The organism is Paracoccus homiensis, from assembly GCF_900111675.1.
GTDB lineage: Bacteria > Pseudomonadota > Alphaproteobacteria > Rhodobacterales > Rhodobacteraceae > Paracoccus > Paracoccus homiensis.
In genome coordinates this window covers 25,114-39,795 of record NZ_FOHO01000004.1, presented here as the reverse complement: position 1 = coordinate 39,795, position 14,682 = coordinate 25,114, and the positions used below count along the sequence as shown (strand labels likewise).

14 protein-coding genes are annotated in these 14,682 nt (G+C 63.9%); 7 read left to right on the top strand and 7 right to left on the bottom strand.

Annotation, left to right across the window (positions count from 1 at the left end):
* Position 1 precedes the first annotated feature (1 nt).
* The 3 genes from BMX67_RS06955 to BMX67_RS06945 are packed head-to-tail and all read right to left on the bottom strand — an operon-like array spanning position 2 to position 3,303.
* Entirely contained in the window at positions 2 to 1,234 is a 1,233-nt protein-coding gene (locus BMX67_RS06955) for an adenylosuccinate synthetase (RefSeq protein WP_090733619.1), read from the bottom strand.
* Between the two features lie 50 nt (positions 1,235 to 1,284).
* A complete protein-coding gene (locus BMX67_RS06950; RefSeq protein WP_090733617.1) occupies positions 1,285 to 2,205 on the bottom strand; it encodes a hypothetical protein in 921 nt (306 codons plus the stop codon).
* A gap of 39 nt (positions 2,206 to 2,244) precedes the next feature.
* Entirely contained in the window at positions 2,245 to 3,303 is a 1,059-nt protein-coding gene (locus BMX67_RS06945; protein ID WP_090733616.1) for a J domain-containing protein, read from the bottom strand.
* A gap of 130 nt (positions 3,304 to 3,433) precedes the next feature.
* Between BMX67_RS06945 and BMX67_RS06940 the strand changes: the two genes are divergently transcribed.
* The 3 genes from BMX67_RS06940 (at position 3,434) to BMX67_RS06930 (ending at position 5,563) form a co-directional block, all read left to right on the top strand.
* Positions 3,434 to 4,108, top strand: coding sequence for an NUDIX hydrolase (locus tag BMX67_RS06940; RefSeq protein WP_090733615.1), 675 nt, complete (start codon positions 3,434 to 3,436; stop codon positions 4,106 to 4,108).
* A gap of 136 nt (positions 4,109 to 4,244) precedes the next feature.
* The gene (locus tag BMX67_RS06935) at positions 4,245 to 5,156 is read left to right on the top strand and encodes a homocysteine S-methyltransferase family protein (RefSeq protein WP_090733613.1); all 912 of its coding nucleotides are present in this window, start codon (positions 4,245 to 4,247) and stop codon (positions 5,154 to 5,156) included.
* A gap of 119 nt (positions 5,157 to 5,275) precedes the next feature.
* Positions 5,276 to 5,563, top strand: a complete 288-nt coding sequence (locus BMX67_RS06930; RefSeq protein WP_090733612.1) for an SH3 domain-containing protein — start codon at positions 5,276 to 5,278, stop codon at positions 5,561 to 5,563.
* Between the two features lie 68 nt (positions 5,564 to 5,631).
* Here the strand turns inward: BMX67_RS06930 and BMX67_RS06925 are convergent, their stop codons facing one another.
* From BMX67_RS06925 to BMX67_RS06910, 4 genes are all read right to left on the bottom strand, one after another.
* The gene (locus BMX67_RS06925; protein ID WP_281249161.1) at positions 5,632 to 5,961 is read right to left on the bottom strand and encodes a DUF6525 family protein; all 330 of its coding nucleotides are present in this window, start codon (positions 5,959 to 5,961) and stop codon (positions 5,632 to 5,634) included.
* Positions 5,962 to 6,042: 81 nt separating this feature from the next.
* Complete coding sequence (gene zigA / locus BMX67_RS06920; RefSeq protein ID WP_090733610.1) at positions 6,043 to 7,266, bottom strand: zinc metallochaperone GTPase ZigA; 1,224 nt, start codon at positions 7,264 to 7,266, stop codon at positions 6,043 to 6,045.
* 118 nt (positions 7,267 to 7,384) lie between these two features.
* Positions 7,385 to 8,746: a sensor histidine kinase gene (locus BMX67_RS06915; protein WP_090733609.1), complete on the bottom strand. Its 1,362-nt coding sequence runs from the start codon at positions 8,744 to 8,746 to the stop codon at positions 7,385 to 7,387.
* A complete protein-coding gene (locus BMX67_RS06910; RefSeq protein ID WP_090733607.1) occupies positions 8,743 to 9,414 on the bottom strand; it encodes a response regulator transcription factor in 672 nt (223 codons plus the stop codon). The genes BMX67_RS06915 and BMX67_RS06910 overlap by 4 nt, the downstream gene beginning before the upstream one ends.
* Positions 9,415 to 9,559: 145 nt before the next feature.
* Here BMX67_RS06910 and BMX67_RS06905 point away from each other — a divergent pair, with 145 nt between their 5' ends.
* The 4 genes from BMX67_RS06905 to BMX67_RS06890 all read left to right on the top strand — a co-directional run bounded on the left by BMX67_RS06905 (position 9,560) and on the right by BMX67_RS06890 (position 14,679).
* Positions 9,560 to 10,636, top strand: coding sequence for a type 2 periplasmic-binding domain-containing protein (locus tag BMX67_RS06905; protein ID WP_090733605.1), 1,077 nt, complete (start codon positions 9,560 to 9,562; stop codon positions 10,634 to 10,636).
* Positions 10,637 to 10,711: 75 nt separating this feature from the next.
* Positions 10,712 to 12,742: a tripartite tricarboxylate transporter permease gene (locus tag BMX67_RS06900; protein WP_090733603.1), complete on the top strand. Its 2,031-nt coding sequence runs from the start codon at positions 10,712 to 10,714 to the stop codon at positions 12,740 to 12,742.
* A 31-nt stretch (positions 12,743 to 12,773) separates the two neighbouring features.
* Positions 12,774 to 13,862 (top strand): 4-oxalomesaconate tautomerase, encoded by a 1,089-nt coding sequence (locus BMX67_RS06895; RefSeq protein WP_090733602.1) that lies wholly within the window; start codon positions 12,774 to 12,776, stop codon positions 13,860 to 13,862.
* A 1-nt stretch (position 13,863) separates the two neighbouring features.
* Complete coding sequence (locus tag BMX67_RS06890) at positions 13,864 to 14,679, top strand: universal stress protein (RefSeq protein ID WP_090733600.1); 816 nt, start codon at positions 13,864 to 13,866, stop codon at positions 14,677 to 14,679.
* The last annotated feature ends 3 nt before the right edge of the window (positions 14,680 to 14,682 follow it).

Genomic DNA, 14,682 nt, shown 5'->3' with positions numbered 1-14,682 from the left:
GTCATCTTGGCTGGCTCGCGACATGATCGCGCGACGGCCCGGACGAGATATGCGACAGCGGCAAACCGACGCGTTCGGCAATTGCAACGGCAAGCCCTGCCTTCGGGATATCGGCGGCCTTGCCATCATCCATCACGACACCCGTGGCACCGATCTGATCCATGCAGGTCACCGCCAGCCCGGCCCGCACGTGCAGCCCCCCGGCCTGAGCCAGATCCTGCCGGATCAGCGCCCCCATCGCCGCCGGCTGCAACGGTGCGAACCGCAGGCGGCCCTGCCATTCATTGGGCGCGTTGGTCGAGTCGGTGACCGTGGCCCAGCCATCGATCTGCGCCTCGTACGGCAGCGGTCCCGCACCATGCCGCGTCGCATAGGCGCGGGTCACGTAATGCGCCTGCAACGCATCTATTCCCATATCCGCGCAGAGAAGGGCGATATTGCGCAACCCGGTATGCGAGCGGGTGACAAAGGGAAAGGCACCGAACGCCATATCCAGTTGCAATCCTTGCGCAGCCTCGAAGATGAAGGTGGCGCCACGCGGCAGACCGGCAACATCCGCGTCGGATCGCTGCCCGACTGCATCGGTGAACAGGTCGCAGTCCTGCAGGTATGCCCGCATCAGGCCCGTGCTTTGGGCGGCATCGGCAAGATCACGGTCGGGAAAATCGACGCCCAGTTGCCCCATCCGCCGCGGCATCCAGACATCGCGGATATATTCCAACCGCGACCGCAGATCGCCTTGCCGCAGATGCCGCGCCAACAGGCGAACGCCGTTTTCCTCGCGCTCGATCGTTTCGCCAAAGCCCAGCCCACAGCTGCCATGCCGCCCCTGATTACGGGCCATTTCCAGAATCTGGTTGATCATCGTATCCCAAGGGGTGGTGACCGGCGCATCGGGGTCGATCGTCAGCGTCGGGGCGCCGGCTGCCGCCAGATCGACGCGCTGGCCCCGCAACGCATCGATTTCAGACCGCAGCAGCATCGGATGCGCCACGAAGAACCGCGACAGATGGGTGTCGGCGCCCGCAAAGCTGCCCGATCCGATATGGTGAAAGACATGGCGCCGACCATCGGGGGTGACGACGGTATGACCCGCCTGCGCACCGCCATTGCTGCGTATCACCGTCACCGAGGCGCCGGTTCGCCCTGCGGCATGGCAAAGATGGTCGGTCATCAGACCCTTGCCCTCGTCCCCCCAACCGGCACCGATCACGGCCTGTGCTGTCCTGATCATCGTTTTCCCCTTTCCAAAGACCGGGCGGGGTCTAGGCCCCGCCCGCAGGATCACCCGAAAAGACGGCGCAGGCCGCGACGGGCCGGGACCGGGGCCATGCCCCTGATCGCCTCGGCGACGACCAGCGCGGTCGATCCCGACCAGCTTGCGGTCACGTCTTGGGGGTGTGCGCCCTCATTGATCTGGATCGCCGAGACCACGGTTTCCGCAAGCCGGTCCACATCGCCCAACTGAATCGTGCGTTCCGGCAAAAGCGCCTTCCACGACCGCAGCACCGCATCCGGTCGCGCCCTGGCATAGCCTTCGTTGGAAAGGATGATGTGGAACACCTCCCAGTTGCGCTGCGCCATGGTCAGGATCTCGTGCGAAGACAGGTCGCGCGGGGTCTCGAACCCCATGACCCGCGCGGCCTGTTCGCGGGTCAGGCCATCCAGCACCGGTTCATCGCCGATGGTGAACAGATAGCCTTTGCGACCGCGTTTTTCGAACGCGTCGGCGGCGGTCTTCGTTGCCGCGAACAGATGCGCCGACATATAGGTTTCGCCACCATTGCCGCCGCCCCCGCCTTCCAGCCACAGGTTGCGGACCTGATCGGCAAGACGGATGTCGGCCTCGAACTGGGTGACCTGCAACGGGGCCTGATCGCAGCAGGCATCGCCGACGGCCATGGCCATCACATGCGGATCGGTGACCGGCTTGCGCGCATAGATTTCGGTGGCCAGCGTGTTCAGGCCATCCTGCATCAGCTTGTGGGCCACCATCCCCATCGAGCCGGTAACATCCGCCGCCAGGATGATCGGCGTCGATTGCGGATTGTCCGCGCTGTCGCGGCTTTCACGCATGGCAATCCTTGCGGGGTTCACCGCGTCGTCAAGGCTGCGCCGGGTGAACAGCTCTGTGCGGCTTTTGCCGCTGACATTGCGTGCGGCATAGTTCTGCCAGTCGGTCGAGCTCCAACGTCCGTTGCCCATCTTCCTTCTCCTTCCTGAAATGCGCCCAGATCGGGCAGGTCATGCAACACGGTCGCCAAGGACATCGGCGGCCGTGAATGGCATCGGGTGAAACCGTGGGCGACCCCATGCCTGCTCCAGCGCGCTGCGCCACAGGGCATAGTCCTGAAACGCATCAGCGGCCGGGGGAAACACAAGCCATTCGGCAATCGGCATGGGCACGACGCGCCCCGCCAACAGATCGCCATCGGCGGGCTTTCCCAGCAACTGCCGCAGCAGATCGCGGATCAGCAGAGGGTCGATCGTTCCATCGGCGGGGACGCCGTCCGCGCCCAGTTTTGGTGCCAGCCAAAGCGTGCGTTCCGGCAAGGCCCGTGGTCGCGCTCCGAAAGGCGTCGCGTATTCCCATCCCCCCAAAAGCATCACGTCATGCGTTTCCGGATTGATCGCGACGGAAGCCGCGTCGATCGATCCGTGCATCAGACCGGACCACGCCAACCACGCGGCAAGGTTCATCAGGCCCGATCCGATCCAGGCGACGCCCTTTGCGTCGATCCTGCGCCCGCTGCGCGCAAGATAGGTGTCGACCATGAAAAGCGGCAGCGCCCCCGCGTCGCGCGGCGTGATATACAGACTGCCGCCGTCGATCAGCGTCAGCCGTTGCCCGACCTTGGGCAGAAACCGCTGCATTTCGCACTGCATTGCGGGATCCGCATAACTGAAGCTGGCGATGGTATCGGCCATGTCCTGTGCCAGATCCGCCGTCGCAGCATCGAACCGCTGCGCAAGACCATCAGCCAGGACCAGCGTTTCGCCGCTGTCGGTCGGGGTCGTTTCCAGCACGACCACCGGCTTGCGGTGCCCGTCGGCAAGCGTGAACAGCAAGGTATCGGCCCGCTGCGACCCAAGGCTTTGCAGACGGTCACGCAGAGTCACCAGATGCGAAAACACCTCGGCCGATTGGGGATCGGCGCAGAAATCGGGATGCCAACGCGCCGCAAGCTTGCGAAAATTCCGCTTTCCCGCCGTACCCTGCCCCAGAAACGCGCCGGCCTGACGCGGCTTTACGGCAAGGATCGTCGCCGCATCCAGCGCAAGAATATCCAGATCCTTCGTCATGGCGATGTCCTTTCTTGTTTCTTGCAATCTACAAATATATAGCGATCAAGCGCAGGTCAACAATTTTCTTGCACCTTGCAAGGAAATAAGCATTCGATTAATCCAAGGGCCATCCCAGTTGCGAGGCAGGATGCAGGACCAGTCTTTTCCCACACCGATCGTCACCACAGATGCCGTCGTCCTGACGCTGGAAGATGGCGTTCTGCAATTGCTGACCCTGCGCCGGGCACAGCCGCCCTTTGCGGGGGTGGCTGCCCTGCCCGGCGGCTATATCCATACGCAAGAAGATCACGACGCGGCAGGCGCGATCACGCGGATCCTGCGCGAAAAGACCGGGCTGGGCGGGTTTCACCTTGAACAACTTGCCAGTTTTTCCGGGCCGGATCGCGATCCGCGCGGCTGGTCTGTCTCGTTGGCCTATATGGCGCTGGTCCGGCGGAAGGATCTGGGCGAACTGGCCGAAGGGGTTGCCCTGACCCCGGCATATGAGGCCCGCGACCTTGCCTTCGACCATGACGACATTCTGGCCACGGCGCTGCGGCGGCTGCGCGACAAGGGCGCGTGGTCCAATCTGCCCGCCTTGCTGCTGCCAAGCGAATTCACCCTGCCCGAGATCCAGAACATCTACGAAACCGTCCGCGGAACCAAGCTGGATCAAAGCAGTTTTCGGCGCAAATTGAATGAGCTGAGGCTGGTCGAGGAAACCGGGAAAACCCGACAGGAAAGCGCGGGCCGCCCTGCAAAACTGTATCGCCTTGCCAGCGGCGCGGCCTATGCCAGCCGATTATTCGACCGCATGATCTAAGCCGTCAGGCGATCCGGCTGGGTTGGAACGATGGGATGCGGTCGGCACGGATGAAATCCATCGCCGCGACGCTTTCGCGCGGGACCGGTGATTGCTATCTGTCGCACAGCACGGGCGCAGATCGAAAGGACGGATCATGGCGGAGGTGACAATCCTGGACGGCGGGCTCAGCCGCGAACTGGTCCGCTTTGGCGCGGAACTGAAACAGCCGGAATGGTCCGCAGGTGCGCTGATGACCCATCCTCGGGCGGTGAAGGACGCGCATCAGGCGTTTTTCGACGCCGGTGCGGCGATCGCGACGACCGCGAACTATGCCGTGGTGCCATTTCACCTGGGCGCCGAGGTTTTCAAGCAGCGCGGCCTCGAACTGACCCAGCTGTCGGGAAAACTGGCGCGCGAGGCGGCGGATGCCGCCATTGCCAGGGGGCAGAATGCGCGCGTCGCGGGATGTCTGCCCCCGGCCTGCGGGTCCTACATCCCGCATGCGTTCGACCCGCAAGCCGCCAGCCAGATCTTGCAGGTGTTGGTTCAGGGGCTGTTGCCGCATGTCGATCTGTGGCTGGCCGAAACCATGAGCAGCCTGCAGGAGATGCGCGTGACGGCGCAGGCGGCGGATGGAACGGGCAAGCCGCTTTGGATCGCGTGCAGCCTGCGCGACGACAGGACCGACCTTCCACCGCAGCTTCGATCGGGCGAGGACGTGCGCGACGCCGCGAAGCTGGCCGCCGATCTGGGCGCAGGGGCCCTGCTGTTCAACTGTTCCCTGCCCGAAGTGATGGAAGATGCGCTGCACGTCGCCCGCGACACGCTTGCCGCGAAGGGTCATTCCATGCCGCTTGGCGTCTATGCCAATGGCTTCGCGCCGGAACCACGCGCCGGCGCGGCGAATGAAAGCCTGTCGGCGCTGCGCGGCGATCTTGACCCGCCAGCCTATCTGCGTTGGGCCGAAACATGGGTCGCGGCGGGGGCAAGCCTGATCGGTGGATGCTGTGGGATCGGCTCGGCGCATATCGCCCAGCTGCGGGCCCATCTTGGTGCCCCGGACTAGATCTGCGGCGATGGGCAACCACTGATCCCTCGACCGCACGCCCGTTTCGTGGTCAACTTTCAATGACATGCGCCGCAGAACGCGCAAGCCGCAAAACAAGACACGAACGAGGATCGAATATGAGCAAAGCCAAACTCGCGCCCCTTCTGGGCTTTCTTCTTGTCGCAGCCTGCGGCGTCGCGCCGGACGGACGGGTGATGGTCAAGGGCGCGGGGCCGGACGACCTGTTGAAGCTGCGCACAGGCCCTGGTCTGGACCATGAGGTGATCATGGGCCTTCCCGATGGCACGCGTCTGGTCCGCCAGACCTGTGCCCCGGTCGAGGGCAGAACATGGTGCCGGGTCTATCTGGCCGACACGCCGCGGGTGTCGGGCTATGTCTCGGCCGAGTATTTGGCGGTCATCTGATCATCGCGGCGCGGAAACAGGCCGTTGACCGCCTCAACCATGCAGGGGCGTGGGCAGGTCGGTGCCGATCACTCGGCAAACGATGCCAGCCTGTTCCGGGCGGTGACCGCCCGCCCCGTCCCCGTGGCTGCATTCGGATAATCCGCCCCCCAGATCGCTTTCCTGTCACGGTCCAGCATCCGGCGCTCTGCCTGATCCAGACCGGCGGTCATGGCCGCGACATCGCCGCCGGTCTCGCGATGCAACCGCGACCATAGCCGCAGGACCGAACTTGCGCTCCACGGCAGGGCGGCGGTCGTGATCCAGCGGCGCAGTTCCGGCGGCAGGCGGTCATACCGGTCCATCGGACGGATATTGTTGCGGCATTTCAGGGATGTGGCAAGATTTCGGGCGGCCAAGACGTCCCTCGTAAAATCTGTTTCGGATAGCCGACCGATCAGGAAACGGCAGGATTGATCGGTCGGCAAGACGCGCCGGATCTATGCGACGTTGCGATGGCCCCACTGGGGGAACGGGTCAGGCAACTGCGCCCAGACCTGCGGGGTGAAGTCCAACGCATCGACCAATGCCGCGTCCAGCGCGGCCGTGATCGCAGCCGGGTCCATTCCGGCGCCGATGAAGACCAACTCCTGACGGCGGTCCCCCCAGGGTTCGACCCAGTTCTTTTCCAGTTCCTCCATCGCCTGCGGATGATCCGGCCAGCGATCCTGCGGGACCGAAGCCCACCATCCGCCAAGCGGCTTCACGGTCGAAATCGCCCCGGCAAGGCTGAATTCGACCGCCCAGTTCGGGCGGCTGGCGATCCACAAGTGGCCCTTGGCGCGGATGACGCCGGGAAGATCACCGTTCAGAACCGCATGGATCTTTTGCGGATGGAAAGGTTTGCGCGCCCGGTAGACGAAGGACGAGATGCCGTATTCTTCGGTTTCAGGGATATGTTCCTGAAAGCCGTAAAGCTCTTTGGCCCACATCGGGTGCATATGCGCCTTGTCGAAATCGAACAGGCCGGTGTCGAAGATCGCATCGCCCGACACACGGCTGAAATCGGTCTCGATCAGCCGGGCATCGGGGTTCAGCGCGCGGACGATCTTGCGGGCCTGATCCAGCCGTACGGCCCCGGCCTCGGTCGCCTTGTTCAGCACAATCACATCGGCGAATTCCATCTGATCGGTCAGCAGGTCGACCAATGTGCGCTCGTCTTCCTCGCCAAGCGACTCGCCGCGATCGGCAATGAAGTCGTGGCTGGAAAAATCCTGCGTCAGGTTCACGGCATCGACCACGGTGACCATCGTGTCCAACCGCGCGACATCGGACAGGCTGTCGCCGTTCTCGTCGCGGAAATCGAATGTGGCGGCGACCGGCAATGGTTCGGCGATACCGGTCGATTCGATCAGCAGATAGTCAAAACGCCCTTCGCGGGCCAGGCGACCGACCTCGACCAGCAGGTCGTCGCGCAGGGTGCAGCAGATGCAGCCATTGGTCATCTCGACGAGCTTTTCGTCGGAACGCGACAGTTCGGTCCCCTCGCGAACCAGATCGGCGTCGATATTCACCTCGGACATATCATTGACGATGACCGCGACGCGGCGACCGTCGCGGTTGTTCAGCACATGGTTCAGCAGCGTCGTCTTGCCCGCGCCCAGAAAGCCGGACAGGACAGTCACGGGAAGGCGCTGGTCGCCAGCGGGGCGTGTATCTGGCATGGCATCCTCTAAATGTTATATCGTTACACTAATTACGCCCGCCGCCAACCTGTCGCAAGAGGGGGGTCGCAAAAAATGTTACACTATTACTAGCCCTGTCCCACCGACGGGCGCGGGTTCAGTGGACTTGGGCCAGCGGAAAGGTCAGGCGCATGCAGGTTCCCTGCCCGGTCGGCACCATGCGGACCATGCCGCCATGTTTCCGTGCGACCTGTTCGACGATGGCGAGGCCCAGCCCCGAGCCTTCACCATTGCGCAGCTGGGAAAAACGTCGGAACGCGGTTTCCACCAGCTCGGGGGGAATGCCGATGCCGTCATCCTGCACCTCTATGACTGCGGCATCGTCCTGCACGGATGCACGGACCGATATGGCGGTCATGTCGGACCCGCCATGACGCAGCGCATTTTCGACAAGATTGGTGATCGCCTCGCCGATCAGCACGGCATCCCCCGTCACGATCAGCGGTTGATCGACCGTGGACATGGAAAAATCCAGATCACGCGCAAGCGCGACAGGGCCGATCCTGCGGCAGATCTGTTCGATCCGCGGGTTCAGGTCGAACCGTTCGGGCGGCTTGTTCCTGTCATAGCGCAGCCGTTCCAGCGACAGCAGCTGTTCCGCCAGACGGGCCGAGGCACGGGCCGCCTGGATCAACTCTGCTTCGTGCCGCCTGCGTTGATCGGGGTCACTGACATCGGGCAAGGTTTCGGCCAGGGCCAGCAGCGCCGAGGCCGGGTTGCGCAATTGATGCGCGGCATCCGAAATGAACGCCTGATGCGCGGCGATGCTGTCCCTGACCTGCCCCAGAAGCCGGTTCAGCGTGAAGACCACCCCGCGCACCTCTTTGGGGACCGGGCGGCGAATGCTGGCCAGATCATCGGGCGAGCGTTGGCGGATGGCCTGTTGCAGATCGTTCAGCGGCCTCAGACCAAGATTGACCCCGAACCAGATCACCAGTGCCAGCGCGATCATCAGCCCGCCGATCAGCGCCGCCGCCCGCAAGGCCAGATCGCGCGCAAACGCCTGCCTGTCGCTGACGCGCTGCCAGATGGTCACGACCGTCTCGCCGGTCAGGTTGTCGATGGTGCGGGTTTCGAACATCCGCAGCACGCGCATTGGCTCGCCCCGGTAATCGGCCATGTAGTAATTGGGAATGTCGCGCGGCAACCGACGATCCGGGCGCGGCGGATAGGCGTATCCCGTGACATAGATGCCCCCCGGCCCGGTGACGTGATAGAACACCTCGCCCCCTCCGGCGTCAGAGATGAACCGCCGCGTGCTGGGCGACAACGCATCACCTTCCGAAATCGCCACATCGCGGGCAATCGCCAGCCCGGCCGCCAGCAGGCTGCGGTCGAACAGTTCCTCGGTAGTTCGCTGCGCCACGTCGATCCGCCAGATGCCCAGCAGCACCGACACGACCAGAAGCGGCGGCAGGATCACAAGGATAAGCCGCAGACGCAGCGACATCGCCTTCATGCGCCATCGACCTCGAGCATGTAGCCAAGGCCACGCGCCGTCTTGATGCGGATCCCATAGGGTTCCAGCCGTTTGCGCAGCCGCGAGACATGCGGCTCGATCGCGCTGTCCTCGGCATCCGACCCGGTTCCGTAGACATGGGTGATCAGCTGCGTCTTGGACACGATCCGCCCGCGCCGTTCCAGCAGGCATTCCAGCGTCGCGATTTCCTTGCGCGGAATGTCCAGCGGCTGTTCCTGGTTCAGCAACTGCCGGCTGGTGCGGTCGAAGATCAGCGCGCCCAGGCTGTCGCGCGCAGCAAATTCAAGGTTCTTGCGACGGGCCATGGCCCGCAGCCTTGCCTCCAACTCATCCATTTCGAACGGCTTGGTCAGATAGTCGTCCGCGCCGGCATCCAGCCCTGTCACCCGCTCGGCGGTTTCGGAACGTGCGGTCAGCAGTATCACCGGCGTGCTGTCCCCGCGACGGCGCAGCGCCCGCAACACGCCCAGCCCGTCCATCCCCGGCAGGTTGATATCCAGAACGACGATATCGGCACCCTCTTGTGACAGGAACGCATCGGCATCCGCCCCGTCATGCAACAGATCCACCGCATGGCCGCGATCCCTGAGCCGGGAGGCAATGCCATGGGCCAGGGCCTCGTTATCTTCGATGACGGCGATGCGCATGATTACTTCTTTGTCATGTTGCGCAAGTTTCGCGCAAGGTTCGGACGGCATGCTGCCGATGTTGGAGGAGGGAATCACTTCCCTTGCAAGAAAAAACATGGCGACCGGACATACCGGACGCGAACAGGTCTACGGGAGGATACCAATGACCATCAAGCAACTCGCAGCCTCGGTTGCGGCAGCCACCCTGATCGCAGCCCCGGCCATGGCAGAGGTCGACCTGTCCGGCAAGACGATCGAATGGGTCATCCCCTTCTCGGAAACCGGCGGTTCGGCGAAATGGGCCAACTTCTTTGCCCCGCTTCTGTCCGAGGAACTGCCCGGCAATCCGACCGTCGTGGTCAAATTCATGCCCGGCGCCGGTTCGACCAAGGGGGCCAACTGGTTCCAAGAACAGGAACACGAGGAAGGCACGCTGCTTTTCGGCACCTCGGGTTCGACCCAGTTCCCCTATCTGCTGGGCGATCCGCGGGTGCGCTATGAATACAGCGACTGGGTGCCGGTCATGGCATCGGGCACCGGCGGCGTGGCATATCTGAACCCCACCGATGGCGAGAAATTCGACGGTTCGGCCAACGGGCTGAAGGGTACCAATTTCATCTACGGATCGCAGGGGGCGACGCGGCTTGACCTGGTGCCGCTGCTGGCCTGGGAAATGCTGGGCATGAATGTCGAACCGGTCTTCGGGATCAAGGGACGCGGCGATGGCCGCCTGATGTTCGAACGCGGCGAGGCCACGATCGACTACCAGACCTCATCTGCCTATCTGGGCGCCTCGGCCGATCTGGTCGCACAGGGCAAGGCCGTGCCGATGATGACCTGGGGCGCGCTGGACGAGGACGGCAATATCGTTCGCGACCCGACCTTCCCCGACATTCCGACCTTCAAGGAGGTCTGCCAGGCCACCGATGGTTGCGAAACCGAAGGCGAGGCATGGGATGCGTGGAAAGCCTTCTTCATCGCAGGCTTCCCGGTCCAGAAGATCGCCTTCCTGCCCGCAGGCACGCCCGATGACGTGGCCCAGACCTATTCGGACGCTTTCGATGCCATCCGCAACCGCCCCGATTTCGCGGAACGCGCGACCCAGCAGGTCGGCGAATATCCGGTCTTTGTCGGCGCGGGTGCGGAACGTGCCACCAAGGAAGGCACGACCGTATCGGACGAGGCCAAGGCTTATGTCCAGAACTGGCTGCAGGAAGCCTATGGCGTCTCGCTGAAATAAGCGACGCCACCTGACGGCCCCGGCATCGGACCGGGGCCTCATTTTACCTTTTCCGAAAAATCCAAGGTGGGTGCGATGGAACTCTTCGCAACCGCCCTGCCCGCCCTTGGCGAGGCATGGGCGCTTATTCTGCAACCCGTTGTTCTGGGCTATCTGGTGCTTGGGGTTGTCATGGGCCTGGCCGTCGGCGTCTTTCCGGGGCTGGGCGGGATCGCGGGCCTGTCGCTGCTGTTGCCCTTCATGTTCGGCTTGGACCCGGTTCTGGGGCTGGCGCTGATGGTGGGGATGGTCGCGGTCGTGCCGACCTCGGATACCTTCGCGTCGGTGCTGATGGGCATTCCGGGGTCTTCGGCCTCGCAGGCGACGGTGCTGGACGGCTTTCCGCTGGCCAAGCGTGGTCAGGCGGCGCGGGCGCTGTCGGCGGCCTTTACCTCGTCGCTGTTCGGCGGGCTGGTCGGGGCGCTGTTCCTGACGCTGTTCATCGTGGTGGCACGACCGCTGGTTCTGGCATTCGGGTTGCCCGAGATGCTGATGATCTCGGTTCTTGGGCTGTCGATGGTCGCGGTTCTGGCGGGGCGCGTGGCGTTGAAGGGGCTGGCGGCGGCCGGGCTGGGCATGCTGATCGGCACCATTGGCGAGGCGGATGCCGGCGGCAGCCTGCGCATGGCCACCTATGACATTCCCTATCTGACCGACGGGCTGCAACTGGTGATCGTGGGTCTGGGCATCTTTGCAGTGCCGGAAATCGTGTCGCTGCTGCGGCAGGACCGGTCCATCGCCAAGGATGCCAAGCTGGGCGCGGGCTGGGGCGAAGGCGTGCGTGACTGGGTTGCGAACAAATGGCTGTCGATCCGCTGTTCGCTGATCGGGGTGCTTGTCGGCGTGATCCCCGGTCTGGGTGGATCGGTCGTGGACTGGATCGCCTATGGCCATGCCGTCCAGACCACCAAGGACAAGTCGAATTTCGGCAAGGGCGAGATTCGCGGCGTAATCGGGCCTGAAAGCTCGAACAACGCCAAGGAGGGCGGCGGGCTGGTCCCCACGCTGCTGTTCGGCATTCCCGGTTCGGGATCGATGGCGATCTTCATCGGGGCCATCGCCCTGCTGGGATCAGGCGATATCGAGGTCGGCCCCTCGATGCTGCGCGACAATCTGGACATCACCTATTCCATCGTCTGGCTGTTGGCTCTGGCCAATGTCGTCGGCACGCTTCTGTGCATCGCGGCCTCGGGCGGGATCGCGCGGCTGACGACGATCCGCTTCACCTATCTGGCACCGTTCCTGTTCATGCTGATCAGCTTTGCGGCGTTCCAGTCGGGCCAGAATTTCGAGGATATCCTGGCGCTGTTCGCCATCGGTCTGATCGGCATCTTCCTGCGCCGGTTCGACTGGTCGCGCCCGGCGTTCCTGATCGGTTTCGTGCTGTCGAACCCGGTCGAGAAATTCTCGAACCAGGCGTTCCAGATCGCGTCCTTCCGGTTTCGCGACTCCTTCGACGCGGGGATCAGCTATCTGTTCTCGCCCATCGTGATCGTGTTGCTGATCGTGACCGTGGTGTCGGTCGTGCTGGGCCTGCGTCAGGCCAAGTCGATCATGGCCGAGGGAGAGGTGCAATCGGGGTCAAAACGTGCGCCGATCGTCTTTCTGATGGTGATCATGGCCTATGTCGTCACGGCTCTGATCAACGCCAACATGATCCCCGACTATAACCTGACCGACAAGATCGTGCCGTTGGTCATTGGCGCGATCACCCTGATCGCGCTGCTGATCCTGCTGGTGCAGATGATCCTGCGACCGGAAACCGATGCCGTCTTTGCCGACAAGGAACTGGCGGGCGAGGATGCCGACGCGCCCTATGGGCTGTGGGGCACGCTGGCCTGGTTCGGAGCGCTGATCGCGGCGACCTATGTGGTTGGCTTCATCCTTGCGCTGTTCGGTTTCCTCATCGCCTTCCTGCGGGTCCGCGCCCAGGCGGGCTGGCCCAAGACCGCGATCCTGACGGCCTGCGGCATCGCGCTGATGTGCGTGATGGCCGGTGCGCTGAACCGCGATTTCCCGCCGGGGCTGCTGCAGGACGCCGTGGATCTGCCCTGGCCGTTGAAATGACCCGCCACACGTCACCAAGAAAGGCTTTGACATGACACAGACAGGCATTCCCTTCGTCTTCATGCGTGGCGGCACATCGCGCGGGCCCTATTTCAACCGCGCCGACCTGCCGCAGGATCAAGAGATGCTGGCGCAGGTGCTGCTGGCCGCGCTTGGCTCGGGGCATCCGCTCAATATCGACGGGATCGGCGGTGGTGTCGCCGTGACCACCAAGGTGGCGATGCTGTCGCCGTCAGAGGATGACTGGGCAGATGTGGATTATTTCTTCGCCCAGGTCTCGGTCCAGGATCGGCTGGTCGATTTCAAGCCGACCTGCGGCAACATCCTGTCGGGCGTCGGTCCCGCCGCGATCGAGATGGGGCTGGTCGCGCCGACCGGCACGGAAACCGAAGTCCGGATCCGTGCCGTCAACACCGGTGCACGGGTGCTGGCCCGCGTCCAGACGCCCGACGGGGCGACGCGCTATGACGGCGCGGTCGCGATTGCGGGGGTGCCGGGCACGGCCGCGCCGATCGCGCTGAACTTCATGGGGGTCGTCGGATCCTCGACCGGGGCGTTTCTGCCGACGGGACATCTGCGCGACCGTTTCGACGGGATCGAGGTCACCTGCATGGATGTGGCCATGCCCATGGTCATCGCGCGGGCCGAGGATTTCGGCCTGACCGGCCATGAAACCGTTGCCGAACTGGACGCCAATGCCGATTTCTTCGCCCGTATGGAATCGATCCGTATCAGCGCCGGACGGGCGATGGGCATGGGGGACGTGTCGAAATCGGTCACGCCAAAATTCGGCCTTCTGGCCCCGGCGCGGAACGGCGGCACCATCGCGACCCGCTATTTCATGCCCTGGACCACGCATCCTTCGATGGCGGTGACCGGGTCGCAATGCCTTGCCTCTTGCGCGCTCACCCCCGGAACCGTGGCCGACGGTCTTTTGCAGCGCCCGACGGAAAGCCCGGCCAATGTGGTTCTGGAACACGCCTCGGGCACGATCGAGGTTCTGCTGGATTTCCAGATGAACAACCATTTCACGCTGAATTCGGCAGGTCTTTTGCGGACCGCGCGCAAGCTGGCGGATGGCAAGGTCTATGTCCCGTCCGACGTCTGGAAGGGTCACTGACATGCCGATGATGAACCTGCTTGTGGCGTTCAACGGGTCCGACGGGTCGCGGGCCGCGCTGCGCTATGCCGCCTCGATGGCGCGGCGGCACGGCGCGCATGTCACGGCCATTCTGGCCCATAGCGGACACGAGGTCATCGACCGCCGATCCCGCTGGATCCCGAATGATGTGCGCAAACTTCTGACAAGCGCCAACAACAGCGTCGTCGAGGCGATCAAGGCGGCTTTCGCCCAGGAACGCGCGGCGCTGGACCTGGATCAGGATGTGCCACTGACCGAAATCACCGGCCGTGTGGACAAGGTCCTGTCCGAGGCCGCGCGCCATTACGACATGCTGATCGTGGGCACCCATTCCGACGAGGATGACGAACATGTCACGGTCCATCCCGACCGGATCGCGCTGATGTCCGGTCGCCCGGTGATCGTCGTGCCTGCCGGCCATGACGCTGCCGCCCGGCACAACCACGCCGCACTGGCCTGGGATGGGGGTCGCGCCGCGGCACGCGCCTTGTCGGACAGTCTGCGCCTGCTGGAAGAGGACGGTCAGGTCAGTGTTCTGACCGTCGGCCCGCGCAACGCCTGGCCGATCGACGACCTGATGACCCATCTGGCCCGCCACGGTGTCGAGGCCAGCCACCAGGAATGGCCCAGCAGCCACCCCGTCGCGGAAACGCTGCTGACTTGGTGCGAACGGCATGACCCGTCGCTTCTGGTGCTGGGCGCGTTCGAACATTCCAAATTCCGCGAGGATTTTCTGGGCGGCGTGACCTCCGAGGTTCTGTCCAGAACCCGTATCCCCGTCCTGCTGTCGCATTGATGG

What these genes read in the sequence shown, in the direction of transcription:
- BMX67_RS06945 (WP_090733616.1), bottom strand. Translation starts at nt 3,303, where the DNA reads ATGACGAAGGATCTGGATATTCTTGCGCTGGATGCGGCGACGATCCTT.
- BMX67_RS06940 (WP_090733615.1), top strand. Translation starts at nt 3,434, where the DNA reads ATGCAGGACCAGTCTTTTCCCACACCGATCGTCACCACAGATGCCGTC.
- BMX67_RS06935 (WP_090733613.1), top strand. Translation starts at nt 4,245, where the DNA reads ATGGCGGAGGTGACAATCCTGGACGGCGGGCTCAGCCGCGAACTGGTC.
- BMX67_RS06900 (WP_090733603.1), top strand. Translation starts at nt 10,712, where the DNA reads ATGGAACTCTTCGCAACCGCCCTGCCCGCCCTTGGCGAGGCATGGGCG.
- zigA (WP_090733610.1), bottom strand. Translation starts at nt 7,266, where the DNA reads ATGCCAGATACACGCCCCGCTGGCGACCAGCGCCTTCCCGTGACTGTC.
- BMX67_RS06950 (WP_090733617.1), bottom strand. Translation starts at nt 2,205, where the DNA reads ATGGGCAACGGACGTTGGAGCTCGACCGACTGGCAGAACTATGCCGCA.
- BMX67_RS06915 (WP_090733609.1), bottom strand. Translation starts at nt 8,746, where the DNA reads ATGAAGGCGATGTCGCTGCGTCTGCGGCTTATCCTTGTGATCCTGCCG.
- BMX67_RS06955 (WP_090733619.1), bottom strand. Translation starts at nt 1,234, where the DNA reads ATGATCAGGACAGCACAGGCCGTGATCGGTGCCGGTTGGGGGGACGAG.
- BMX67_RS06905 (WP_090733605.1), top strand. Translation starts at nt 9,560, where the DNA reads ATGACCATCAAGCAACTCGCAGCCTCGGTTGCGGCAGCCACCCTGATC.
- BMX67_RS06930 (WP_090733612.1), top strand. Translation starts at nt 5,276, where the DNA reads ATGAGCAAAGCCAAACTCGCGCCCCTTCTGGGCTTTCTTCTTGTCGCA.
- BMX67_RS06895 (WP_090733602.1), top strand. Translation starts at nt 12,774, where the DNA reads ATGACACAGACAGGCATTCCCTTCGTCTTCATGCGTGGCGGCACATCG.
- BMX67_RS06910 (WP_090733607.1), bottom strand. Translation starts at nt 9,414, where the DNA reads ATGCGCATCGCCGTCATCGAAGATAACGAGGCCCTGGCCCATGGCATT.
- BMX67_RS06890 (WP_090733600.1), top strand. Translation starts at nt 13,864, where the DNA reads ATGCCGATGATGAACCTGCTTGTGGCGTTCAACGGGTCCGACGGGTCG.